Source organism: Streptomyces sp. NPDC029296, assembly GCF_055569255.1.
The window spans coordinates 68867-93130 of sequence record NZ_JBVHXT010000015.1; the positions used below are offsets into that span (position 1 = coordinate 68867).

Consider the following 24264-nt stretch of genomic DNA (forward strand, 5'->3'; position numbering starts at 1 on the left):
TCCGTGAGGCACGCTAGGTCATTCTCACGGAGAACCGCAAGGAATACCATGAGGGACGTGGATTTTGAGACACCCGTGTACCTGCACCGGCTCCCGGTCCCCGGCGAGGACCGGTACACCTCGCTGGCGCTGGTCAACACCCGGTTCACCGTCAGTCACGGCCGGGTCGACCTGCTCGACGGCACCGAGGCCGCGCACCTGTGGCTGGTCCGGCAGGCCCTGCTGCCCGACCGGGCGGACCTCGACGGCGGTCAGTCCGGCCGGCTGCGGGACCTGCGCGAGGCGCTGCGGGCCCTCTTCGCGGCCCGCGCCGCCGGGGGCCGGCCACCCGGCGACGCCCTCGACACCCTGAACGCCGCCCTCGCCGCCGCCCCCGCCACCCCCCGCCTGGTCTGGGGCGCCGACGGCCCTCGCCGCTGCGACGTCCCCGACTCCGGCGACCCGGTCGCCGCCGCGCTCTTCCTGCTCGCGGAGGACGCCGGCGACCTGCTCACCGGTGCCGACGCGGCCCAGCTCACCGAGTGCGCCGCCCGGGGCTGCGCCCGCTGGTTCCTGCGCTCCCACGGCGCCCGCCGCTGGTGCACCACCAAGTGCGGCAACCGGGTCCGGGCGGCCCGTGCCTACGCGGCCCGGAAGGCCGGTTCACCCTAAAAACACCTGCCGGAAATCCGGAGTTTCCCCTTCGGTCATCAAATTCACGCGGCGTTTCCCCGCTCCGGAGGAAGTCGCCCGATTTTTCGGTGAGCACACAACCATTCGGAATGGTCCTCCGTCTAAGTCCGCGAATAGACGGGGTACGCATTCTGTGAGGACACCGAAAATGCATCGCAGCACTCGGCCGGACGCACCCGGCAATGCCCGGGGGAACTCCTGGCCGCGCCCGGACGGGAACCGGGTGTGAAAGCGGTGTCCCGGCCGGGGCGGGCCGCCTGCCTGCTCGCCGCCGCCCTCGCGGTCACCGCGTTCTGCGCCGGTGACGCCCTCGCGCGCAGCTACCCCTTCGGGCCGCGCACCCGCGCCGTCAACGACCTCGGCAACCAGTTCGTGCCCTTCCACGCCCACCTGTGGGACCTGCTGCACGGCAGGGCCGAGGGCGGCCTCCTCGTCAACTGGCAGTCGGGCTACGGCGCCTCCTTCCTGCCCGACCTCGGCACCTACCTCGGCAGCCCGTTCGCCCTCCTGGTCGCCCTCTTCCCCCGCGACGAGATCGACCTCGCGGTGTACGTGATCACCGTCCTGAAGATCGCCTGCGCCGCCGCGGCCATGGCCGGGCTGCTGCTGGTCTTCCGGCCCGGCCGCTGGTGGGCGGCGGGCCTGCTCGGCGCCTCCTACGCGCTGTGCGGCTGGACCCTCGCCGACGCCGACTACAACCCGATGTGGCTCGACGGGCTGATCGCCCTGCCCCTGCTGTGCCTGGCCGGCGAGTGGGCGCGCACCGGACGCCGGCGGCTGCCCGGCGTGCTGGTCGTCGCGCTCGCCTGGACCGCCAACTTCTACACCGCCTACATGGCCACGCTCGGCGCCGCCCTGGTGCTGCTGCTCCGCCTCGTCCTCATCCGGCCGCCCCGCCGGCAGGCCCTCGCGGCGGCCGGCCGTGCCGCCCTCACCACCGCCCTCGGCGTGGGCCTCGCCGCCCCGCTGGTGCTGACCGTCTACTCCGGCACCCGGCACGCCTACCCGGGCCGGGTGCGCGCCTTCGCCCCGGTGCCGGCCGAGGACGTGCTCGCCCGGCTGCTGCCGACGGCGTACGGCTGGGGCTCACCCGCCCTCTACGCCGGCACCACCACCCTGCTGCTGGCCCTCGCCCTGCCCTTCCACCGGGCGGTCCCCGGCCGGGTCCGGGCCGGCTGGACGGCCCTGGCGGTCCTGGCGGTCCTGTCCCTCCAGTGGGCCCCCACCCACCTGGTCTGGCACGCCTTCGCCACCCCGCAGGGCAGCCCCTACCGGCAGACCTTCGTGGTGTGCGGACTGCTCGTCATCGCCGCCTGGCACACCCTGTCGCACGGCCTGCCCGGCCCGCGCGCCCTCGGCCCCGCCACCGCGCTGTTCGCCCTGATCGCCGCCCTCGCCGGCCGCAGCGCCGTGCTGCGGCCCCTCACCTGGCCGGTGCTGCTGCTCGCCGTCGCCGGCGCGCTCGGCGGGCTGGTGCTGCTGGCCCGCGCCGGGCGGCGCCGCGGCCTCGCCGCCCTGGCCGTCGTCCTGCTGCTCGGCGCCCAGACCGGGGAGAGCGCCGCCACCACGGCCGTCACCACCCGGCTGCACCTCGCCCACCTGGACGACTACGCGCCCTGGGGCGAGCGGCAGGACCGGCAGTCCGCGCTGATCGCCGAGGCCGACGGCTGGCCCCGCCACCGCACCGACCCCGGCCGGGAGCAGACCGTCGGCAACGACCCGCTGCTGGTGGGCGGCGAGGGCGCCCAGTACTACAGCAGCCTGACCTCCGACGTCCTCAGCCGCACCCTGACCGCGCTCGGCGGCGGCTGGACCTCGCGGGGGCGCAGCGTGCAGAGCCTGGACAACGCCGTCACGGACGTGCTCTTCTCCGTCGGCGCCCGGGTGCACTCCCCGTCCGACCCGCACCAGAAGCACACGCCGCCGCACCAGCGCCCGGTGCGCCTGACCCGGCGGGACGTGCCGCCCCTGGTGACCGTGCGGACCCACCCGGACACCCGGCCCTTCGGCGACTCGCCCTACCGCAACCAGGAGATCCTGCTCGGCAGCCGCGTCTACACCGTCCCCGCCCCCACCGTCCGGGACGACTCCGGCAGGCCGCTGCCGGACCGCCGGGTCGGCTCCGGCACCGCCCGGACCCGGCCGGAGATCACCGCCCGCTGCCCGGCCGGCACCGAGGTGCACCTGTGGGCCCCGCACTACTCCGGCACCGCCCGGCTCGACGGGGGCGCCCCCGTGGTCTTCCACGCCAAGGACACGCGCAACCGCGCCGCCCTGGCCCCGCTCGGCACCGCCCCCGCCTCCGGGCGGCTGACCGTCCGGCTCACCCCGGACCGGCCCGGCAGGATCCCGCCCGGCGCGATCGGCTGCCTGGACACCGGCCGGCTGCGCACCGCCGCCGCGCGCCTGACGGCCGCCGGCGCCACCGACGTCACCGTCTCCGACGGCACCGTCCACGCCCGGCTGCCCGCCGGGAGCCGGGGCCTCGCGGTCCTCGCCGCGCCCCGCATCGCCGGCTGGCGGTGCGCCGCGGGAGACGGCCCGGCCCGGCCGGCGGGGGAGTACCACGGCCTGATCGCCATCCCCCTCGGCCCTGCGGCGACCACTCTGACCTGCACCTATCACCCTCCCGGCCTCCGGCTGGGCACGGCGGTCGGGGGCGCCTCGCTGCTCGTCCTCGGCGTACTGACCGCCGGCACCGCCCTGCGCCGCCGCCGCGCCCCGGCGCCGCCCACGACCACATCACCGCGCGAGCGGGTGACCACCGCTCACTGACCGCGCCCAGGGGGAATCCACCGTGCTGATATCCATCGTCGCGCCCTGCTACAACGAGGAGGCCGTCCTCGCCCGCTTCCACGAGGAGGTCCAGAACGTCGCCGAGGAACTGCTGCCCCTCGGCCACGACATGGAGTTCGTCTACGTCGACGACGGCAGCCGGGACCGCACCCTCGCCCTCCTGGAGGAGCTGGCCGGGCAGGACTCCCGGGTCCGCTACGTCTCCTTCAGCCGCAACTTCGGCAAGGAGGCGGCCCTGCTCGCCGGCCTGCGGCACGCCGCGGGCGACGCGGTGATCGTCATGGACGCCGACCTGCAGCACCCGCCGCGGCTGATCAAGCGGATGGTCGAGCTGCGCGAACAGGGCCACGACCAGGTCATCGCCCGGCGCACCCGCACCGGCGACCGGCTGACCCGGACCCTCACCGCGCGCCTGTACTACCGGCTCGTCAACCGCCTGGTCGACGTCGAACTCGTGGACGGCGTCGGGGACTTCCGGCTGATGTCGCGCCGGGTGGTGGACGCGGTGCTGGGCCTGACCGAGTACAACCGCTTCTCCAAGGGACTGTTCGCCTGGGTGGGCTTCCCGAGCACCACCTTCGAGTACCGGAACGCCGTCCGCGAGGCCGGCCGCAGCTCCTGGAACCTGCGCGGACTGCTCAACTACGGCCTCGACGGCCTGCTGTCCTTCAACAACCGCCCGCTGCGCGCCGCCCTCTGGCTCGGGGTGACCCTGCTGCTGTGCGCGGGCCTGTACACCGCCTGGATCGTGGGCGCCGCGCTCGTCCACGGCGTCCAGACCCCCGGCTATGTGACCATCATCACCGCCGTGACCGCCCTCGCGGGCGTGCAGATGGTCATGCTGGGAGTCATCGGGGAGTACACCGGCCGCATCTACTACGAAGTGAAGGGGCGCCCGCACTTCCTGGTGAAGGCGACCAACGTGGAACGGACCAAGGACCTCATTCCCTGATGCGGCAGATACTGACCTTCGCGGTGGTCGGTGTCGTCAATACGGCGACCTACTACTGTCTTTACCTGTTGTTCCTGACCGGCCTGCCTTATCTCGCGGCGCACATCCTGGCTTTCACGCTCGCCATGGTCGGCTCCTTTTTCCTGAACGCCCGCTTCACCTACCGGACCCGGCCCACCTGGCGGAAATTCCTGCTGTTCCCGCTGACCAACCTCACCAACTTCCTCATCACGACAGCCGGGGTGTACGTGATCGTGGACGTCCTGCACGCCGGGAGCCGCTTCGCCCCGCTGCTCGCCTCCGCCGCGGCGATCCCGGTCACCTTCGTCGTCTCCCGCTGGGTGATGCTGCCCCAGTCCATTGCATAAAAGTGCAGCGATACGTATAGTCATGCCATCAGAGGAGGATGGACATGGCAGTACGTGCGGCGGTGGCCGGAGCGAGCGGATACGCGGGCGGAGAGGTCCTGCGTCTGCTCCTCGCGCACCCCGAGGTAGAGATCGGTGCCCTGACCGGGAACTCCAACGCGGGGCAGCGGCTCGGTGCGCTCCAGCCGCACCTGCTGCCGCTGGCCGACCGGGTGCTGGCCGAGACCACGCCCGAGGCCCTCGCCGGGCACGACGTGGTCTTCCTCGCGCTGCCCCACGGACAGTCCGCCGCCGTCGCCGAACGGCTCGGCCCCGACGTCCTCGTGGTCGACATGGGCGCCGACTTCCGGCTGAAGGACCCGGCCGACTGGGAGGCCTTCTACGGCTCCCCGCACGCCGGCACCTGGCCCTACGGCCTCCCCGAACTGCCGGGCGCCCGCGCCGCGCTCACGGGGTCCAGGCGCATCGCGGTGCCCGGCTGCTACCCGACCGCCGTCTCCCTCGCCCTGTTCCCGGCCTACGCGGCCCAACTCGTCGAACCGGAGGCGGTGATCGTCGCCGCGTCGGGCACCTCCGGCGCGGGCAAGGCCCCCAAGCCGCACCTGCTGGGCAGCGAGGTCATGGGCTCCATGTCGCCCTACGGCGTCGGCGGCGGCCACCGGCACACCCCGGAGATGATCCAGAACCTCGGCGCCGTCGCCGGGCGGCCGGTGAAGGTCTCCTTCACCCCGACCCTGGCCCCGATGCCGCGCGGGATCCTCGCCACGTGCAGCGCGTCCGCGGTCGCGGGCGTGACGGCCGACGGCGTCCGCGCCGCCTACGAGAAGGCGTACGCCGACGAGCCCTTCGTCCATCTGCTCCCCGAGGGCCAGTGGCCCGCCACGGCGTCCGTCCACGGTTCCAACGCCGTGCAGGTGCAGGTCGCCTACGACGCCGCCGTGGGCCGCGTCATCGCGATCAGCGCCATCGACAACCTGACCAAGGGCACCGCCGGCGGTGCCGTCCAGAGCATGAACATCGCCCTGGGTCTCCCCGAGACCACCGGGCTTTCCACGATCGGAGTCGCACCGTGAGCGTCACGGCAGCCAAGGGATTCACGGCGGCGGGGATCGCCGCCGGGATCAAGGAGAACGGCAACCCCGACCTGGCCCTGGTGGTCAACAACGGGCCCCGCCGTGCCGCCGCGGGCGTCTTCACCTCCAACCGCGTCAAGGCGGCCCCGGTGCTGTGGTCCGAGCAGGTCCTCAGGAGCGGCCAGGTCTCGGCCGTCGTCCTCAACTCCGGCGGCGCCAACGCCTGTACCGGAGCGAAGGGCTTCCAGGACACCCACGCCACCGCCGAGAAGGCCGCCGAGGTGCTCGGCCGGGGCGCCGTCGAGGTCGCCGTGTGCTCCACGGGCCTGATCGGCGTGCCGCTGCCCATGGACAAGGTCCTCGCGGGCGTGGAGACGGCCGCGGCCCAGCTGTCCGAGCACGGCGGCGAGAAGGCCGCGATCGCCATCAAGACCACCGACACCGTCCACAAGACGTCGGTGGTCTCCGGGGAAGGATGGACCGTCGGCGGCATGGCCAAGGGCGCCGGCATGCTCGCCCCCGGCCTCGCCACCATGCTGGTCGTCCTCACCACGGACGCCGACCTGGAGGGCGAGGTGCTGGACAAGGCGCTGCGCGCGGCCACCCGGGTCACCTTCGACCGCGTCGACTCCGACGGCTGCATGTCCACCAACGACACCGTGCTGCTGCTCGCCTCCGGTTCCAGCGGCCTCACCCCGGACTACGACGACTTCGCCGAGGCCGTCCGCCGGGTCTGCGACGACCTCGGCCGGCAGCTCATCGGCGACGCCGAGGGCGCCAGCAAGGACATCAAGGTCGAGGTCGTCAACGCGGCGACCGAGGAGGACGCCGTCGAGGTGGGCCGCTCCATCGCCCGCAACAACCTCCTCAAGTGCGCGATCCACGGCGAGGACCCCAACTGGGGCCGCGTCCTCTCCGCGATCGGCACCACCCGGGCCGCCTTCGAACCCGACCGGCTCAACGTCGCCATCAACGGCGTCTGGGTGTGCCGCAACGGCTCCGTCGGCGAGGACCGCGACCTGGTCGACATGCGCTACCGCGAGGTGCACATCGTCGCCGACCTGGCCGCGGGCACCGAGACCGCGACCATCTGGACCAACGACCTGACCGCCGACTACGTCCACGAGAACAGCGCCTACTCCTCATGACAACCCGTAAGCACACCGCGCTGCCCAAGGCCCGCATCCTCATCGAGGCGCTGCCCTGGCTCACCCGGCACCACGGCAAGGTCGTCGTCATCAAGTTCGGCGGCAACGCCATGGTGGACGAGGAACTGAAGGCCGCCTTCGCCCAGGACGTCGTCTTCCTGCACCACGCCGGCCTCAAGCCGGTCGTCGTGCACGGCGGCGGCCCGCAGATCAGCGCCGCCCTCGACCGGCACGGCATCGCCAGCGAGTTCAAGGCGGGCCTGCGCGTCACCACCGAGGACGCCATGGACGTCGTACGGATGGTGCTCGCCGGGCAGGTGCAGCGCGAGCTGGTCGGCCTGCTCAACCGGCACGGCCCGCTCGCCGTCGGCCTCACCGGCGAGGACGCGCACACCATCACCGCGACGAGGCACGTCCCCGAGATCGACGGGCAACCGGTCGACATCGGGCGGGTCGGCGAGATCACCGGCATCGACACCGGCGCCCTCGAGGCCCTGCTCGCCGACGGCCGGATCCCGGTCGTCTCCTCCATCGCCCGCTCCGAGGACGACGGACACGTCTACAACGTCAACGCCGACACGGCCGCCGCGGCACTCGCCGCCGCCCTCGGCGCCGAGACCCTCATGGTCCTCACCGACGTCGAGGGGCTCTACGAGGACTGGCCGAACTCCGACGAGGTGATCAGCCGCCTCACCGCCTCCCAGCTGGAGAAGCTGCTGCCGGACCTCGGCTCCGGCATGGTGCCCAAGATGGAGGGCTGCCTGCACGCCGTGCGCAACGGCGTCACCACCGCCCGGGTCATCGACGGCCGGGTCCAGCACTCGATCCTGCTGGAGATCTTCACCGACGAGGGCATCGGCACCATGGTCGTACCGGACGCACAGGGGGAGTCATGAGCAACCAGGAACTGACCGCGCGGTGGCAGGGCGCGCTGATGAACAACTACGGCACCCCGCGCCTGCCCCTCGTCCGCGGCGAGGGCTCCCGGGTGTGGGACGCCGAGGGCCGGGAGTACCTCGACTTCGTCGGCGGCATCGCCACCAACGCGCTCGGCCACGCCCACCCCGCCATCGTCGCGGCCGTCAGCGGGCAGATCGCCTCCCTCGGCCACATCTCCAACTTCTTCATGGCCGAGCCCACCGTCGCCCTCGCCGAACGGCTCCTGCGCCTCTTCGGCCGGGACGGCCGGGTCTTCTTCTGCAACTCCGGCGCCGAGGCCAACGAGGCCGCCTTCAAGATCGGCCGGCTGACCGGGCGCACCCACGTGGTCGCCACCGACGGCGGCTTCCACGGCCGGACGATGGGCGCCCTCGCGCTCACCGGCCAGCCCGCCAAGCAGGACCCGTTCCGGCCGCTGCCCGGCGATGTCACCCACGTCCCCTACGGCGACGCCCAGGCGCTGGCCGCCGCGGTCACCGAGGACACCGCCCTCGTGATCCTCGAGCCGATCCAGGGCGAGAACGGCGTGGTCGTGCCCCCGGCCGGCTACCTCAAGGCCGCCCGCGCGATCACCGCCGCCACCGGCGCGCTGCTGGTCCTGGACGAGGTGCAGACCGGCATCGGCCGGACCGGCACCTGGTTCGCCTACCAGGCCCACGAGGGCGTACTGCCCGACGTCGTCACCCTCGCCAAGCAGCTCGGCGGCGGGCTGCCGCTCGGCGCGACCGTGGCCTTCGGCCGGGCCGCCGAACTGCTCGGGCCCGGCCACCACGGGACCACCTTCGGCGGCAACCCGGTCGCCTGCGCCGCCGGACTCGCCGTGCTCGACACCATCGAGGGCGAAGGCCTGCTGGACCACGTCAAGCGGCAGAGCGAGAGGTTGCGGGAGGGAATCGAGGCGCTGAACCACCCGTTGATCCACGGCGTCCGGGGCGGGGGCCTGCTCCTGGGTATCGTGCTCACCGGGCCGCACGCGCCACAGGCGCAGGCGGCGGCCCAGGAGGCCGGGTTCCTCGTGAACGCGCCCGCCCCCGACGTCGTACGGCTCATGCCGCCGCTGAACCTGCGCGACGACGAGGCGGACGCGCTGCTCGGGGCGCTGCCCGGCATCCTCGACGCAGCGAGCCCTGTGGCTGGGGACGGACGATCCGGAGAATGAGACGACGATGAGCGAGGCGCAGGACCACGACCAGGGCGTGGGGGCCGGGCCCGCCGTACCGCAGACCCGCACCGCACGGCACCGCCGGATCGTGGACATCCTCAACCGGCAGCCGGTGCGGTCGCAGAGCCAGCTGGCGAAGCTGCTCGCGGACGACGGGCTGAGCGTCACGCAGGCGACGCTCAGCCGGGACCTCGACGAGCTGAACGCGGTCAAGATCCGCAACACCGACGGTGACCTGATCTACGCGGTGCCCAGCGAGGGAGGGTTCCGCACGCCGCGTGCCCCGCTCGGGGAGTCGGCGAAGGAGGAGCGGATGCGGCGGCTCTCCCAGGAGCTGCTGATCTCCGCGGAGGCCTCGGCGAACCTCGTGGTCCTGCGGACGCCCCCCGGAGCCGCGCAGTTCCTGGCCTCCGCCATCGACCAGGCCGAACTCCACGACATCCTGGGCACGATCGCCGGCGACGACACGTTGCTGCTGATCAGCCGGGAGCCCACGGGGGGCCAGGCACTGGCGGACCATCTGCTGAGGCTGGCGCAGAACGGCCACTGACGGCGGCGGTTTCCGGCACCGGCCCGGTCCGGGGCGCACTGCGAGGACCGGCGGCAGCCGGTGCCGGAGACGGCGTGCATGCCGGGGCCTCCCGCCGCCGCCGTCTCCCGGCCCGGCCGGGGGCCGGCCGCGTCCCGCGGTCGCCGGGGCCGTCCGAGGGCGCCTGGACCGCCTCCGCCCGCGTGATCCGCCCCCGGTGACCGTGCGTGCCCCGGCCGGGCCTGACGCCCCGGCCGCCGACCGGCGCGGGCGCGGGCGTGTCCGCCGCACGGGACGGCTCTTCGTCATCGCTCTGCCCGCTCCGCTCACCGCGCGAACGACTCGGGGCGGACACGGCGGGCGGGCACCCCGGCCCCGCGCCGCGCCTCGTACGCCGACCGGGCGAACCCGGGCGGCCCGTACAGGAAGACGTCGTGCCGGCCGGGGTCAGGGATCCTCCGCCGGAGGGTCCGCGCGGAGATGTCCGGACGCGCGCCCACGGATACATGCCGGGCGCGCGTGGTGTTCAGCGGCGCGCGGGTGCGGGTGCCTCAGTAGCGGGTGACGGCGGTGGCCCCGGTCTCGGTGCCCACCGCGATGTGCGGCCGGCGGTCCGGCGCCGCCCAGCGCAGGATCCGCTCCATGGCGTCCCGGGGCACCGACACACAACCGGACGTCGCCCCCGGCCCGTCGACGTGCAGGAAGATCCCGGCGCCGCGCCCGCGCACGGGCCGGTCGTAGTTGAAGCCGATGACCAGGGCGTGGGCGTACTGCTCGCGGTGGTCGGCCAGGTGCTCGGACTCGGCGGCGCGGCAGTCGGCGGGCAGCGGGTCGACCCAGCGGTTGTAGGAGCGGGAGCCGTTGTCCTGGCACCACCAGGAACCGTCCTGGACGGCCCGGTACTCCACGCTCGTCCCGGCCGGCGCCGGCTCGACGCCGAAGCCGAAGGGGAGGTCGTACAGGCCGGTCGGCGTCGTCCCGGTGCCCTGGGTGCGGGCGGTGCCCTCCACCAGCCCGCCCGCGCCGAAGCGGGCCGGCGCGGACCCGGCCGGGGTCCACTGCCCGTCCCGCAGGTCCCACCAGGTCACCGTGCCCTCGGTGGCGCCGGTGTCCGGGGCCTCCGCGACGATCAGCTGGCTGCCGCCGCCGGTGTCCGCCATGGTGGCCGGCAGCGGTGCCGGGTCCCGGACGGGGGCGGCGCCGAGCAGGGCGAGACAGGAGACGGACACGAGCGCGAGGACCACACCGGGGCGCATGCCTCAGACGCTAGACGGCGGCAGCGGCAACGGCAGCCCGGGCAGTCCGTCCAGGCTGGTCGCGATGTGCTCCTTCTTGGTGAAGTACGCGCTCAGCGAGGCGTCGTCCTCGCGGGCGAAGCGCCGCCCGTGCAGATCGCGGTCCTCCTCGTACGCCATGAAGGGCACGGCGTAGCCGCAGGAGTCGCGGACCACATCGGCGTGCACCACGATGACGGCGCGCAGTCCGTGCGCGGTGTGGTCGATGTCCGGGAAGCGGGCGAGGAGGTCCGGGAAGCGCGGGTCGTCGCGGAAGACGGGTTCGCCCCGGCCGTGCACGCGCACGATGTTGGGCGGGCCCTGGAAGGCGCACCACATCAGCGTGATCCGCCCGTTCTCCCGCAGATGGGCGATGGTCTCGGCGGTGGACCCGGCGAAGTCCAGGTAGGCCACGGTGAGTTCGTCCAGCACCACGAAGGAGCCCTTGAGCCCCTTGGGGGAGAGGTTGACCGTGCCGTCGCCGGAGAGCGGGGCGGTCGCGGTGAAGAAGAGGGGCTGCTCCTCGATGAAGGCACGCAGCCTGCCGTCTATGCGCTCGTACGTCTTTCCCATGTTCGACGATTATCGGCGAATTTTCTTCGGCTGTCTAAGTATTTCTCCGCCCCTGACGCTGATTGACGAATCATGCAGAGCACTGCATACTCATGCATGTCAGCGAATGCACTGTGAGGAGAACCCCCGTGACCGAGCGCGTCGTACTCGCCTACTCGGGCGGTCTGGACACCTCCGTCGCCATCGGCTGGATCGCCGAGGAGACGGGCGCCGAGGTCATCGCCGTCGCGGTCGACGTCGGCCAGGGCGGGGAGGATCTGGACGTCATCCGCAAGCGCGCCCTCGCGTGCGGCGCCGTCGAGGCCGAGGTCGCGGACGCCAAGGACGAGTTCGCCGACGAGTACTGCCTCCCGGCGATCAAGGCCAACGCCCTGTACATGGACCGCTACCCGCTGGTCTCCGCCCTGTCCCGGCCGGCGATCGTCAAGCACCTGGTCGCCGCCGCCAGGAAGCACGGCGCCACCACGGTCGCCCACGGCTGCACCGGCAAGGGCAACGACCAGGTCCGCTTCGAGGCCGGCATCGTCGCCCTCGCCCCCGACCTGAAGTGCATCGCCCCGGTCCGCGACTACGCCATGACCCGGGACAAGGCGATCGCCTTCTGCGAGGCCAAGCGGCTCCCGATCGCCACCACCAGGAAGTCCCCGTACTCCATCGACCAGAACGTCTTCGGACGCGCCGTCGAGACGGGCTTCCTGGAGGACATCTGGAACGCCCCGGTCGAGGACATCTACGAGTACACCGCCGACCCGGCCACCCCCCGCGAGGCCGACGAGGTGGTCATCACCTTCGAGGGGGGCGTCCCGGTCGCCCTCGACGGCAAGCCCGTCACCGTCCTCCAGGCCGTCCAGCAGCTCAACGAGCGCGCGGGCGCCCAGGGCGTCGGCCGGATCGACATGGTCGAGGACCGCCTGGTCGGCATCAAGTCCCGCGAGGTCTACGAAGCCCCGGGCGCCATCGCCCTGATCACCGCCCACCAGGAGCTGGAGAACGTCACCGTCGAGCGCGAGCTCGCCCGCTACAAGCGCCAGGTCGAGCAGCGCTGGGGCGAACTGGTCTACGACGGCCAGTGGTTCTCCCCGCTCAAGCGCGCCCTGGACGGCTTCGTCGACGAGGCCAACCAGCACGTCTGCGGCGACATCCGGATGACCCTGCACGGCGGGCGCGCGGTCGTCACCGGCCGGCGCTCCGAGAAGTCGCTGTACGACTTCGACCTCGCCACCTACGACACGGGCGACACCTTCGACCAGTCGGCGGCCAAGGGCTTCATCGACATCTACAGCCTGTCGTCCAGGATCGCCGCCAAGCGCGACCTGGCCTGACCCGCGGGCGTCACCTCACCCGCACCGGCCCGACGGCCGCCTCCCCGCACGCGCGCGGAGGCGGTGGCACATCACGAGCTTCGAGGAGCAACCCAAGTGAGCAGCAACAGCGGTGACGTACGGCTCTGGGGCGGCCGTTTCGCGGACGGACCCGCCGAGGCCCTGGCGAAGCTGTCCGCGTCCGTCCACTTCGACTGGCGGCTCGCCCCCTACGACATCGCCGGCTCGCGTGCCCACGCGCGCGTGCTGCACGGGGCGGGGCTGCTCACCGAGGACGAGCTGACCCGGATGCTGGCCGGCCTCGACCGGCTCGAAGCGGACGTGGCGTCGGGCGCCTTCGTGGGCACCATCGCCGACGAGGACGTGCACACCGCCCTGGAGCGCGGCCTGCTGGAGCGCCTCGGCCCGGACCTCGGCGGCAAGCTGCGCGCCGGCCGGTCCCGCAACGACCAGGTCGCCACCCTCTTCCGGATGTACCTGCGCGACCACGGCCGGATCATCGGCGGCCTGATCGCCGACCTCCAGGACGCCCTGATCGCACTCGCCGAGGCCCACCCGGACGTGGCGATGCCCGGCCGCACCCACCTCCAGCACGCCCAGCCGGTGCTCTTCGCCCACCACGTCCTCGCCCATGCGCAGTCCCTGTCCCGGGACGCCGAGCGGCTGCGCCAGTGGGACGAGCGGACGGCGGTGTCGCCGTACGGCTCCGGCGCCCTGGCCGGCTCCTCCCTGGGCCTGGACCCGGAGGCGGTCGCCCGGGACCTCGGCTTCGAGCACGGCAGCGCCGGCAACTCCATCGACGGCACCGCCTCCCGGGACTTCGTCGCGGAGTTCGCCTTCATCACCGCGATGATCGGCGTGAACCTCTCCCGGATCGCCGAGGAGATCATCATCTGGAACACGAAGGAGTTCTCCTTCGTGACCCTGCACGACGCCTTCTCCACCGGCTCGTCGATCATGCCGCAGAAGAAGAACCCGGACATCGCCGAGCTGGCCCGGGGCAAGTCCGGCCGCCTGATCGGCAACCTCACCGGCCTGCTGGCCACCCTCAAGGCGCTGCCCCTCGCCTACAACCGCGACCTCCAGGAGGACAAGGAGCCGGTCTTCGACTCCTGCGACCAGCTGGAGGTGCTGCTCCCCGCCTTCACCGGCATGATCGCCACCCTCACCGTCCACCGCGAGCGCATGGAGGAGCTGGCCCCGGCCGGCTTCTCGCTCGCCACCGACATCGCCGAGTGGCTGGTGAAGCGGGGCGTGCCCTTCCGGGTGGCGCACGAGGTCGCGGGGGAGTGCGTCAAGGCCGCCGAGGCCGAGGGCAAGGAGCTGGACGACCTCACGGACGAGCAGTTCGCCGGGATCTCCCCGCACCTCACCCCCGAGGTCCGCACGGTCCTGAACGTCCCCGGCGCCCTGGCCTCCCGCGACGCCCGGGGCGGCACGGCCCCGAGCGCGGTGGCCGTCCAGCTGGCGGAGGTCAAGGCGGACGTGGCACACCAGCACGAGTGGGCCGAGGCCAAGAAGAAGCGGTAGGGGAGCGCCCCGCCGGCGAACACGGAGGTCATCGCGGGGTTAGGTTGGTAGCGAGCCCATCGGAGCCGACCGAACGGACCCCGCGATGCCCTTCGCCCGACTGGCCACGGCGACCACCCCCACCTGCCACATCGGCTTCGGCCTCGCCGCGGTGGGCCGCCCCGGCTACATCACCCTCGGCCGCGACGAGGACCTCGGAGAGCACCGCGACGCCGAAGCGCTGCGCACCCGCACCCACGCACTCCTCGACGCCGCCTACGCCCAGGGCGTCCGCTACTTCGACGCCGCCCGCTCCTACGGCCGCTCCGAGGAGTTCCTCGCGGACTGGCTCCGGGAGAACCCCGGCGTCGACGACGTGGTCATCGGCAGCAAATGGGGCTACACCTACACCGCCGACTGGTCGGTGGACGCCGGGACGCACGAGGTCAAGGACCACAGCCCCGCCGCCTACGACCGGCAGCGCGCCGAGACCGACGCCCTGCTCGGCGACCGGCTCGACCTCTACCAGATCCACTCGGTGACGCCGGACAGCCCGGCCCTGACCGACAAGGACCTGCACGCCAAGCTGGCGGAGGCCGCCGCCCGGGGCCTCACCGTCGGCTTCTCCACCAGCGGCCCCGCCCAGGCCGACGCCATCCGCGCGGCCCTCGCCGTCACGGTCGGCGGCGAGCCCCTCTTCCGCACCGTCCAGTCGACGTACAACCTCCTGGAGACCTCGGCCGGCCCCGCCCTCGCCGAGGCGCACGACGCCGGGCTCACCGTGATCGTCAAGGAGGGCCTGGCGAACGGCCGGCTGGCCGCACCGCACGCCCCGGCCGCGCTCGAGGCCGTGGCCGCCGCCACCGGACTCGGCTGCGACGCGGTCGCCCTCGCCTGGATCCTGCGCCGGCCCTGGGCGGGCGTGGTCCTCTCCGGTGCCGCGACCGTGCCCCAGCTCCTGTCCAACCTGCACGCGCCCGCCGTCGACCTCGACGAGGACCGGCTGGCCTCCCTCGCCACGCTGCGGGAGGACCCGGGCGCCTACTGGGAGCGGCGCCGGCGGCTGCCCTGGCACTGACGAGCACCCCGCACGACCTGCGGAAATGAGTCACGCATGCCCATGATGAGACATTAATGTCTCATCTGGGCTACCCTCGTCTCATGGCCCTGGACCGTGACCACGTGCTGCGCAGCGCAGCCGCCCTGCTGACCCGCAAATCCACCGCGACCATGGACGAGGTCGCCAAGGCCGCCGGGATCAGCCGGGCCACGCTGCACCGCCACTTCGCCGGCCGCGACGCGCTCGTGCGGGCGCTGGAACAGCTCGGCATCGCGGAGTGCGCGGGCGCGCTGGACCGGGCGCGGCCCGAGGAAGGGCCCGCGGCCGAGGCCGTGCGTCGGCTGGTCCGGGAGATCCAGCCGGCCGCCGGACTGCTCTCGTTCCTCTACGGCGAGAACCAGCTGTGGGAGGGCGACGGGCTGAACGAGGGCTGGCAGCGCCTGGACGCCCGGATCGGCGCCCTGTTCCAGCGCGGTCAGCGCGCCGGCGAATTCCGCATCGACCTCAGTCCGGTCTGGCTCACCGAGGCGCTGTACGGGCTCATCGCCTCGTGCGCCTGGGCCACCCTGGACGGCCGGGTGGCCTCCCGGGACTTCCCGACCATGATCGCCGAGCTGCTGCTCGGCGGTGCTCTGCGAAGAGAGGAACCATGACCAGCACCCTGCGGCCGGCACCGGCGACCGAGGCGGTGAAGCGCCCGGGCCGCTGGCTGGCGCTGTCCGTCCTGGTCCTGGCCGTGCTGCTGGTGGCCGTCGACGCCACCGTCCTCGGCCTGGCGACCCCCTACATCAGCGAAGACCTCGACCCCTCCGGCACCCAGCTGCTGTGGATCGGCGACGTCTACTCCTTCGTCATCGCCGGTCTGCTGGTCTCCATGGGCAGCCTCGGCGACCGCATCGGCCGCAAGCGGATCCTGCTCGTCGGCGCCACCGCGTTCGGCGCGCTGTCCGTGCTCAACGCCTACGCCACCACGCCCGAGCTGATGATCCTGGCCCGGGCGCTGCTCGGCGTCGCGGGCGCGACCCTGATGCCCGCCACCCTGGCGCTGATCCGCAACATCTTCCACGACCCGCGCGAACGCAGCCTGGCCGTCGGCGTCTGGGGCGCCACCGCCTCCGCCGGCACGGCCGTCGGCCCGATCGCCGGCGGCTTCCTCCTCGAACACTTCTGGTGGGGCTCGGTCTTCCTGATCAACCTGCCGGTGATGGCCGTCCTGGTGCTGGTCGGCGTCCGCACCCTGCCCGAGTCCCGCAACCCGCACCCGGGCCCGTGGGACCTGGCCGGCGTGCTGCTGTCGCTGGTCGGCGTGATCACCCTCGTCTACGCGGTCAAGGAGGCGGCGGCGCACGGCTTCTCCTGGCCGACGCTCGGCTCCGGGCTGCTGGGCGCGGCGGCGCTGTACGGCTTCGTGCGCCGTCAGCTGACCATGCCGGTGCCGCTGCTGGACATGCGGCTGTTCAGGCGCCGCGGCTTCAGCGGGGCGGTCCTCGCCGACCTGCTCACCGTCCTCGGCATGTCCGGGCTGGTGTTCTTCCTCTCCCAGTTCCTGCAACTCGTCCAGGGCCGGCGTCCCTTCGAGGCGGGCCTCGCGGAACTGCCGGCCGCGGTGGGCGCGGTGGCGGCCGGTCTGGTCGCGGGCCGGGCCGCCCGGCGCTTCTCGGTCCGCGTGGTGGTCGCGGGCGGCCTGGCCGCGGTCGGCGTCGCCCTGGCGCTCCTGACCACGATCGGCCGGTCCACCGGCTATCCAGTCCTCGGCGCGGCCCTGCTGGTGGTCGGTGTCGGCGCGGGCTTCTCCTTCACGGTGACCGCCGACGTCATCCTCTCCAGCGTCCCGAAAGACCGGGCGGGGTCGGCCTCGGCGGTCTCCGAGACGGCGTACGAACTCGGCGCGGCCCTCGGCATCGCGCTGCTGGGCTCCATCGTGACCGGCGTCTACCGCGGCTTCCCGGGTCCGGCCGGCACCCCGGCCGGGGCCCACGAGTCGCTCGGCGCGGCGGCGGAGGCGGCCGCGCAGCTGCCCCCGCACCAGGCGCGGGCCCTGCTGGACGCGGCCCGCGAGTCCTTCGTCCACGGCCTCCACCTGGCCTCGGCGGCGGGCGCGGTGGTCCTGCTGGCGGCGTCCGCGGTGGCGTGGTTCCTGCTGAAGGACCAGAAACTGGAGAGCGCCGGCGGCTGACCGGGCCCGCCGGGTCACTTCTTGTAGCCGAGGACCGTCATCATCCCGCTCTCCGAGTGGTACTGGTTGTGGCAGTGCAGCATCCACAGCCCCGGGTTGTCGGCGTCGAAGTCGAGCACCAGCTTCCGGTGCGGCAGCACCAGCGCGGTGTCCTTGCGGGCGCCCGCCGAGTCCAGCCCGGTCACCGCGAAGGTGTGCCCGTGCAGGTGCATGGGGTGCCACATGTCGGTGGCGTTGATGAGGGTGAGCCGTACCCGCTCCCCGGCGCGGACCGGGTGGCGCTGCTGCGGGGTGTAGGTCCGGTGGTCGAACCCCCAGTCGAACTTCGCCATCGTCCCGGTGATCCGGATGCGCACCTCGCGGTCGGGCACCCGGTCGTCCAGGGTCACGGACTCATGGGGCAGCAGCCGGCGCGCGGGAACGGTGTTGCCGTCGAGCTCGCGGGGGTGGACGTCCCCCGGGGGCAGGGACTTGCGCGTCTTGCCGGTGCGCAGGACGGCGAGCGCCCTGCCCTTCTTGCCCTCGGGGAGCGCGACGAGCGGGAACATGCCGTCCCGGGCGGTGATCAGCACGTCGTACCGCTCCGCCATGCCGACGAGGAGGGCATCGGTCTCCCGGTGCCGCACCGGGTAGCCGTCGGTGTGCGTGATCGTCATCTTGTGGCCGCCCAGCGCCACCCGGAAGGCGGTCTCGGAGCCGGCGTTGACGATCCGCAGCCGCACCCGTTCGCCGGGCCGGCAGCGGAACACCGACGGGTTGTCGGGCAGCCGGCCGTTGACGAGGTAGTACGGGTAGGCGACGCTGCCGCCCTCGCCCTGGAGCATGCGGCTGCGGGACTTGTGCAGCACCCGGTCGGGGCCGGTGGACTTCCTGGACGGCGCCGGGTGCGCCTTCGTCGGGTGGCCGGGGCCCATGGCCATGCCGCTCATGTCCATGGCGCCGCCGGGCTTGAGCTGTTCCAGGACGTTGTCGGGGGTGGAGCCCTCCACGCCGTCCAGCCAGTCGTCCAGGACCACCACCCACTCCTTGTCGTAGGAGAGGGGTTCCTTGGGATCCTCCACCACGAGCGGCGCGTACAGGGCCCGGTCGGGCTGCATCCCGACGTGGGAGTGCAGCAGATAGGTGCCCGGGTGCGCGACGGTGAAGCGGTAGCGGAAGTCGGTGCCGGGGTGGATGGCCCGCTGGGTGAGGTCGGGGACGCCGTCCATGTCGCAGCGCAGCCGCACCCCGTGGGAGTGCAGGGTGGTCGTCGTGGGCAGCCGGTTCGCCAGCGTCAGATCGAGCACGTCACCGGCGGTGACCCGCACCAGTGGGCCCGGTACCTCCTCGTTGTACGCCCAGGTCCGGACGGAGCGCCCGCCGATGTCCACCTCGGCCTCGGCCGAGGTGAACCGGAAGACGCGTTCGCGGCCGGCCCCGCGTCTGCGCTCGGCGGCCAGGACCTCCGGGTCCGAGGGATTGACGTACCCCCTGGGCCCGGCCGGGACGAACCTCTCCCCGCCGCCGGGGTGCAGGGGGCCGGAGCCGGACCGCGGTCCGGAGCTGGTGCAGGCTGCCAGGAATCCCGCGCCCGCGGCGGCGAGGGGCGTGCGGAGCAGGGTACGCCGAGAAGGTGTGAACATGTCTGAATAAGACATGTTGAGTGGTCATATGGCCCGGTGGTGCGGCCGAATGCCCGATGTGTCGGGGGCAGATTCCACCGGCAGGCGGACGGACGCGGTCGCCGCGCCCGCCGTCCGCGAGGTCTCAGGCGGCCTTCGCCTTCGTGGCGTACATGTCCACGTACTCCTGCCCGGACAGCCGCATCACCTCGGTCATCACCGAGTCCGTCACCGCCCGCAGGACGTAGCGGTCGCGGTCCATGCCGTCGTAGCGCGAGAACTCCATGGCCTCGCCGAACCGCACGGTCACCCGGCCCGGCCGCGGGAAGCCCTTGCCCCCAGGCTGGAGCTTGTCGGTGCCCACCATGGCGAACGGCACCACCGGGGCGCCGGTCATCAGCGTCAGCCGCGCGATACCGGTGCGCCCCCGGTACAGCCGGCCGTCGGGCGAGCGGGTGCCCTCCGGGTAGATCCCGAAGATCCGGCCCTCCTCCAGGATCCGACGGCCCGTCATCAGCGCCGCCACACCGCCGTTCGCCCCGTCCCGGTCCACCGGGACCATGCCGACGCCGGTGAAGAACCAGGCCATCAGCCGCCCCTTGACGCCCTTTCCGGTGACGTACTCGTCCTTGCCGATGAAGTGCACCTGCCGCTTGGTGACCAGCGGCAGCACGATCGAGTCGATGAAGGTGAGGTGATTACCGGCCAGAATCACCGGACCGTCGCCCGGAATGCGCTCCGCGCCCTCCACCTGGGGGCGGAACATCAGGCGCATGATCGGTCCGAGCACTGCCTTGATGAGCGCGAAGCGGGACAACGGGTCCTCCGATGTCAAAGGGGGCGATATGAGTCTGTGCAGGTGAGGACATTACTCGCGGCGCACGTCCGCGCGCACATCGGGGACGCCCGCTTCGCCGAGGTCTTACGAACTGTTGACACGGGTTTACCTGCGGTGCCGTGACCAGGACGGCGTGTAACAGCCTTGTGCGCATGTGACGGACATCGCGCCGGCCAGGGCCCCCGGCCCTGGCCGGCGCCCCCTCGTCCTCCGCCGTCCGCCGGACATCCGACGGCACCCCGGTGTTCGGACGAGAGCCTCCCTTCGGACATGTGTGCGCCCCTACGATCGGCGCGCACCGGAGAACCGAACGGCAGGAGGGCGCTCATGGGCGGCGACCAGGACAACGGGCAGACGCGGGCGACGGGACGGCGGGCGCTGCTCGGCGCCGCCGTGCTGGGCGCGGGCGGAGCGGTCCTCGGACTGCCCGGCACCGCGCGGGCCGAGGGGGCCCGCACGGCCGGGCGCGCGGGCCGCGGGCTGAAGAGCCTGCCGGTGCCCACGATCATCGGCCACCGCGGAGCCAGCGGCTACCGCCCCGAGCACACCTTCGGCTCCTACGACCTGGCGCTGGACCTCGGCGCCGACGTGGTCGAGGCGGGCGACCTGGTGCCGACCAGGGACGGCCACCTGGTCTGCCGGCACGAGCCGGAGATCGGCGGCACCACGGACGTCGCGGCCCACCCCGAGTTCGCCGGCCGCAGGACCACCAAGCTGCTCGACGGCGTCCCCACCACCGGCTGGTTCACCGAGGACTTCACGCTCGCCGAGCTGAAGACGCTGCGCGCCGTCGAGCGCGTCCCCGCCAACCGGCCGCACAACACCCTCTACGACGGCCGCTGGGAGATCCCCACCTTCGAAGAGGTCCTGAAGTGGCAGGACGAGCAGACCCGCAGGCGCGGCCGGCAGGTCTGGATCTACCCGGAGACCAAGCACCCCACCTACTTCCGCAAGCTGGGCCTCGGCCTGGAGGAGCGGGTGGCGAAGCTGCTGCGCAAGTACGGCAAGGACGGCCGCCACTCCCCGGTGATCCTCCAGTCCTTCGAGCCGACCAGCATCCAGCGGCTGAACCGGCTGGTCGACAACCCCCTGGTCGTCCTCCTCTCCTCCGCGAACAGCCGGCCCTACGACTTCGTCGAGGCGGACGACCCGCGCACGGTCGCCGACCTCGTCACCCCCAAGGGCCTGCGGGAGATCGCCGGCTACGCGCAGGGCATCGGGCCCACCGTCGACCTGGTCATCCCGAAGAAGGCGGACGGCACCCTGGCCGAGCCCACCACGCTCGTCTCCGACGCGCACCGGGTGGGCCTCGTCGTCCACCCCTACACCCTGCGCAACGAGAACCCCTTCCTGCCCGCCGAGTACCGCAAGGGCGGCGCCCCCGACGGCTACGGCGACGTCCTCGGCGCCTTCCGGACGTACTTCGCGACCGGCGTCGACGGCGTCTTCACCGACAACGCCGACACCGGACTGCTCGCCCGCGCCGACTTCCTGGCCGGCTGACGACGTCAACCACCGCACCGGCCGGCACCCCGTTCGGGGTGACTGTGCGCCGCCCCGGCAACCCGCCGCCGGGGCGGCTCGTCGTTCCGCATATGACACACGACCTGGTAGCCGCCCTGCGCCCGCTGCTGGCCGCCGAGGCCTCCGCCGAGGCATATGCGTGCGGAAGCGAGCCGGGCGATCTGGAACAGGCCGTCTGGCTGCGGCTGCTGGAGCGGCTGGAGAGCGACGGGCCGCCGCCGGACCCGCCCGGCTGGCTGCGCGAGGCCGTGCGCGCCGAGGCCCGCCGCAGCCGGCACGCCACCTGGCGGGAGGGCCCGTACGACGGGGAACCCGCCGACGTCCTCGGCCCCGGTCCCGAACAGCACGCCCTGGCCGCCGCCCGGCACCGCGCCCTGCGCCGGGCGGTCCGCCGCCTGCCCGGCCGCTGCCCGCGCCTGATGGAGGCGCTGCTCTCGCCGAAGGACCTCACCTACCGGGAGATCTCGGGGGAGTTGGGTATCTCACAGGGCAGTCTGGGACCGGAACGTGCCAGATGTCTGGCTTGTCTGCGCAGATTGCTCACACCGGAGGTTGCGGCGTGCGAAGCGCGGGGATAGGAGTGGGGGACGACAGGTGATCAGGTGAGCGGGAGGCGTGCGCACATGGGCATGAGCGTGACCATCTCGGCGGCGACCGAGCAGGACGCGGAGCAGATCTTCAGGCTCCAGTACCTGTGCTTCCAGGGCGAGGCCGCGTTGTACGGCAACTACCGCATCGACCCCCTCGTGCAGACCCTGGACTCCGTCCGCCGGGAAGTCGCCTCCGACTGCGTCTTCGTCGCCCGGCTCGGCGAGGAGGTGGTCGGCTCGGTGCGCGGCAAGGCGACCGAGGACGGCGCGGCGGCCATCGCCAAGCTGTGCGTCCACCCCCGCCTTCAGGGCCACGGCATCGGTGCCCGGCTGCTGCGCGCCGCCGAGGCCGCACTGGCCGAGCGGCACGGCGCCACCCGGTTCCGCCTCCAGACCGGCCACCGCAGCGAGGGCAACCTCCGCCTGTACCGCAAGGCGGGCTACGAGGCGGTGGGCCGGGCCAAGGGCGGCGACGGGGTGGAGCTGATCATCCTGGAGAAGGAGGCGGGCGCCTTCGTCGCCACGGCCTGAGGGGAAGGGCGCCCGTCTCAGGCCGCCCCGCGCTCCCGTGCCCGCCGCAGCCAGTACATCGCGGACAGGGGCAGCAGCACGGGAATGAACACGTACCCCATGCCGTACTCCGACCACACGGTCGCGTCCGGGAACGCGGACGGCTCGACCAGCGTCCACGTGCCGACGACCAGCACCCCCGCCAGCTCGGCGGCGCAGCACACCAGCGCCGCCCTGCGCGCCGTCTCGCCGCCCCGCACCAGCGTGTAGGTGATGAACGCGTACACCACACCCGCCACGGCCGACAGCGTGTACGCCAGCGGCGCCCGGTCGAACTCCGTGGCGATCTGGTAGACGGAACGCGACAGCGCGCCGACCACCATCACGCCGTAGAACCAGACCAGCAGCATGCCCGGCCCGCCGATCAGCCGGGCCGGCTTCTCCTGAACCGCCGTCACCTCAGCCTCCCCAGATGTCGTAGAGCCGTACTTCCAGGACGGCCAGCACCACCCCGGCCGCGGCGACCGTCACCGAGCCCCAGCGGGTCCGCTCGGCCAGCGACATGAACCCCGCCGCCGGGACACACGCGAACGAGCCCAGCAGATACGCCACGAAGATCGTCGTGCCCTGCTCCGGCTTCTCGCCCCGCGCCAGCTGCACGATCCCGGCCACCAGCTGCACCAGGGCCAGCACCGACACCACGGCCATGCCGATGAAGTGCCAGTCCTTCGTCGGCTGGTCGCGAGAGGCGGCCCAGCCGCACCAGGCGGCGAGCAGGAGCGCGGCGACCCCGGTCACCAGCATCAGGGCGTTGAGCATGCCGTGACCCTATTACGGCGCAAACCCGCCGGAGCCGCCGCCCCCGCCGAACGCCGTAGGGTCGGGGCCATGACGATCCACGCGCACGCCCTCCTGTTCGACAACGACGGCACCCTTGTCTCCTCCCTCGACTCCGTCGAGCGCTGCTGGGCCCGCTGGGCCCGGGAGTACGGGATCACCGCCGAGGAGTTCGGCCGCGTGGAGCTGCACGGCCGCACGGCCGTCGAGATCGTCGCCGACCTGCTGCCCGCCCGCCTGGTGCCGGAGGCGGTCGCCCGGGTCGAGCAGCTGGAGGTCGAGGACGTGCCGAACGGGGGCGTGCGCCTGCTGCCCGGCACCCGGGACTTCCTGGACGCCCTCCCCGCCGACCGCTGGGCCGTGGTCACCTCCGCCACCCGCCGCCTCGCCGAGGCCCGCCTCGGCGCCGTCGGCATCGCGCCGAAGGCCCTGGTCGCGGCCGACGACGTCACCCGCGGCAAGCCCGACCCCGAGCCCTATCTGCTCGCCGCCCGGCAGCTCGGCGTGGACCCCGCGCGGTGCGTCGTCTTCGAGGACGCGCCCGCCGGACTGCGGGCCGGGCGCGCGGCCGGCATGACCACCGTGGCGTTGGCCACAACCCACCGGGCCGCCGAGCTGGACGCCGACCTGGTGGTGGACGACCTGTCGGCCTTGTCCGTACTGGTCACCGACCGGGACGTGACGATATCCCGCCACGGCTGAGATCCCGGACCGCGCTGTCCGCCGCTGTCCACCATCCGGACAGCGGCGACCGGTCGGGACCGTCCGTCTGGTTTACTGATCGCATGACCACGACGAGCTGCCGCACCCT

Annotated in this window: 24 protein-coding genes and 1 pseudogene; 18 read left to right on the plus strand and 7 right to left on the minus strand. The window is 73.0% G+C overall.

Translation table 11 applies throughout. The features are described 5' to 3' along the window. Positions 1–48: 48 nt before the first annotated feature. The 9 genes from ACZ4W9_RS15415 to ACZ4W9_RS15455 all read left to right on the plus strand — a co-directional run bounded on the left by ACZ4W9_RS15415 (position 49) and on the right by ACZ4W9_RS15455 (position 9660). Positions 49–651, plus strand: a complete 603-nt coding sequence (locus ACZ4W9_RS15415; RefSeq protein ID WP_467935819.1) for an ABATE domain-containing protein — start codon at positions 49–51, stop codon at positions 649–651. Between the two features lie 246 nt (positions 652–897). Continuing rightward, positions 898–3447: a YfhO family protein gene (locus ACZ4W9_RS15420; protein WP_467935820.1), complete on the plus strand. Its 2550-nt coding sequence runs from the start codon at positions 898–900 to the stop codon at positions 3445–3447. Between the two features lie 22 nt (positions 3448–3469). Continuing rightward, positions 3470–4420: a glycosyltransferase family 2 protein gene (locus ACZ4W9_RS15425; protein ID WP_467935822.1), complete on the plus strand. Its 951-nt coding sequence runs from the start codon at positions 3470–3472 to the stop codon at positions 4418–4420. Then, positions 4420–4788 carry a GtrA family protein gene (locus tag ACZ4W9_RS15430; protein ID WP_467935823.1) on the plus strand — a complete coding sequence of 123 codons (369 nt, stop codon included), beginning with the start codon at positions 4420–4422 and terminating at the stop codon, positions 4786–4788. Before ACZ4W9_RS15425 ends, ACZ4W9_RS15430 begins: the two co-directional genes overlap by 1 nt. 44 nt (positions 4789–4832) lie before the next feature. After that, positions 4833–5861, plus strand: coding sequence for an N-acetyl-gamma-glutamyl-phosphate reductase (gene argC, locus ACZ4W9_RS15435; RefSeq protein WP_467935824.1), 1029 nt, complete (start codon positions 4833–4835; stop codon positions 5859–5861). Next, positions 5858–7009, plus strand: a complete 1152-nt coding sequence (gene argJ / locus ACZ4W9_RS15440; protein ID WP_467935826.1) for a bifunctional glutamate N-acetyltransferase/amino-acid acetyltransferase ArgJ — start codon at positions 5858–5860, stop codon at positions 7007–7009. Before argC ends, argJ begins: the two co-directional genes overlap by 4 nt. Continuing rightward, entirely contained in the window at positions 7006–7905 is a 900-nt protein-coding gene (gene argB / locus ACZ4W9_RS15445) for an acetylglutamate kinase (protein WP_467935827.1), read from the plus strand. The genes argJ and argB overlap by 4 nt, the downstream gene beginning before the upstream one ends. Next, positions 7902–9107: an acetylornithine transaminase gene (locus ACZ4W9_RS15450; protein WP_467935829.1), complete on the plus strand. Its 1206-nt coding sequence runs from the start codon at positions 7902–7904 to the stop codon at positions 9105–9107. Before argB ends, ACZ4W9_RS15450 begins: the two co-directional genes overlap by 4 nt. Before the next feature lie 7 nt (positions 9108–9114). Next, positions 9115–9660, plus strand: coding sequence for an arginine repressor (locus ACZ4W9_RS15455; protein WP_467935831.1), 546 nt, complete (start codon positions 9115–9117; stop codon positions 9658–9660). A 305-nt stretch (positions 9661–9965) separates the two neighbouring features. Here the strand turns inward: ACZ4W9_RS15455 and ACZ4W9_RS15460 are convergent. The 3 genes and pseudogenes from ACZ4W9_RS15460 to ACZ4W9_RS15470 form a co-directional block, all read right to left on the minus strand. Next, a pseudogene (locus ACZ4W9_RS15460) lies at positions 9966–10136 on the minus strand (ferric reductase); the annotation flags it as partial. Between the two features lie 54 nt (positions 10137–10190). Next, a complete protein-coding gene (locus ACZ4W9_RS15465; RefSeq protein WP_467935833.1) occupies positions 10191–10895 on the minus strand; it encodes a L,D-transpeptidase family protein in 705 nt (234 codons plus the stop codon). A gap of 3 nt (positions 10896–10898) precedes the next feature. Continuing rightward, positions 10899–11486 (minus strand): pyridoxamine 5'-phosphate oxidase family protein, encoded by a 588-nt coding sequence (locus ACZ4W9_RS15470; protein WP_030781143.1) that lies wholly within the window; start codon positions 11484–11486, stop codon positions 10899–10901. A 128-nt stretch (positions 11487–11614) separates the two neighbouring features. Between ACZ4W9_RS15470 and ACZ4W9_RS15475 the strand changes: the two genes are divergently transcribed. The 5 genes from ACZ4W9_RS15475 to ACZ4W9_RS15495 all read left to right on the plus strand — a co-directional run bounded on the left by ACZ4W9_RS15475 (position 11615) and on the right by ACZ4W9_RS15495 (position 17553). Continuing rightward, entirely contained in the window at positions 11615–12808 is a 1194-nt protein-coding gene (locus tag ACZ4W9_RS15475; RefSeq protein WP_467935835.1) for an argininosuccinate synthase, read from the plus strand. 96 nt (positions 12809–12904) lie between these two features. Then, the gene (gene argH / locus ACZ4W9_RS15480; RefSeq protein ID WP_467935837.1) at positions 12905–14338 is read left to right on the plus strand and encodes an argininosuccinate lyase; all 1434 of its coding nucleotides are present in this window, start codon (positions 12905–12907) and stop codon (positions 14336–14338) included. Between the two features lie 85 nt (positions 14339–14423). Beyond that, on the plus strand, positions 14424–15395 hold the full coding sequence (locus tag ACZ4W9_RS15485) for an aldo/keto reductase (protein ID WP_467935839.1): 972 nt from the start codon (positions 14424–14426) through the stop codon (positions 15393–15395). Between the two features lie 83 nt (positions 15396–15478). Then, a complete protein-coding gene (locus ACZ4W9_RS15490) occupies positions 15479–16030 on the plus strand; it encodes a TetR/AcrR family transcriptional regulator (protein WP_467935841.1) in 552 nt (183 codons plus the stop codon). Beyond that, a complete protein-coding gene (locus ACZ4W9_RS15495) occupies positions 16027–17553 on the plus strand; it encodes an MFS transporter (RefSeq protein WP_467935842.1) in 1527 nt (508 codons plus the stop codon). Before ACZ4W9_RS15490 ends, ACZ4W9_RS15495 begins: the two co-directional genes overlap by 4 nt. A 14-nt stretch (positions 17554–17567) precedes the next feature. On the opposite strand, the gene ACZ4W9_RS15500 is transcribed toward ACZ4W9_RS15495, so the two are convergent. Both ACZ4W9_RS15500 and ACZ4W9_RS15505 read right to left on the minus strand, forming a co-directional pair. Next, positions 17568–19175, minus strand: a complete 1608-nt coding sequence (locus ACZ4W9_RS15500; protein ID WP_467935844.1) for a multicopper oxidase family protein — start codon at positions 19173–19175, stop codon at positions 17568–17570. Between the two features lie 124 nt (positions 19176–19299). Then, positions 19300–19989 carry a lysophospholipid acyltransferase family protein gene (locus ACZ4W9_RS15505; protein ID WP_467935846.1) on the minus strand — a complete coding sequence of 230 codons (690 nt, stop codon included), beginning with the start codon at positions 19987–19989 and terminating at the stop codon, positions 19300–19302. Positions 19990–20319: 330 nt separating this feature from the next. Here ACZ4W9_RS15505 and ACZ4W9_RS15510 point away from each other — a divergent pair, with 330 nt between their 5' ends. The 3 genes from ACZ4W9_RS15510 (at position 20320) to ACZ4W9_RS15520 (ending at position 22637) form a co-directional block, all read left to right on the plus strand. Beyond that, a complete protein-coding gene (locus tag ACZ4W9_RS15510) occupies positions 20320–21495 on the plus strand; it encodes a glycerophosphodiester phosphodiesterase (protein ID WP_467935847.1) in 1176 nt (391 codons plus the stop codon). 92 nt (positions 21496–21587) lie between these two features. Further along, positions 21588–22094 (plus strand): RNA polymerase sigma factor, encoded by a 507-nt coding sequence (locus ACZ4W9_RS15515; RefSeq protein ID WP_467935848.1) that lies wholly within the window; start codon positions 21588–21590, stop codon positions 22092–22094. Between the two features lie 45 nt (positions 22095–22139). Then, on the plus strand, positions 22140–22637 hold the full coding sequence (locus ACZ4W9_RS15520; RefSeq protein WP_467935956.1) for a GNAT family N-acetyltransferase: 498 nt from the start codon (positions 22140–22142) through the stop codon (positions 22635–22637). Positions 22638–22654: 17 nt separating this feature from the next. Here the strand turns inward: ACZ4W9_RS15520 and ACZ4W9_RS15525 are convergent, their stop codons facing one another. Together ACZ4W9_RS15525 and ACZ4W9_RS15530 are read right to left on the minus strand one after the other, a co-directional pair. After that, a complete protein-coding gene (locus tag ACZ4W9_RS15525) occupies positions 22655–23074 on the minus strand; it encodes a hypothetical protein (protein WP_467935849.1) in 420 nt (139 codons plus the stop codon). 1 nt (position 23075) lies between these two features. Further along, positions 23076–23435: a hypothetical protein gene (locus ACZ4W9_RS15530; RefSeq protein WP_467935851.1), complete on the minus strand. Its 360-nt coding sequence runs from the start codon at positions 23433–23435 to the stop codon at positions 23076–23078. Positions 23436–23504: 69 nt separating this feature from the next. Here ACZ4W9_RS15530 and ACZ4W9_RS15535 point away from each other — a divergent pair, with 69 nt between their 5' ends. Next, complete coding sequence (locus ACZ4W9_RS15535; RefSeq protein WP_467935853.1) at positions 23505–24155, plus strand: HAD family hydrolase; 651 nt, start codon at positions 23505–23507, stop codon at positions 24153–24155. The last annotated feature ends 109 nt before the right edge of the window (positions 24156–24264 follow it).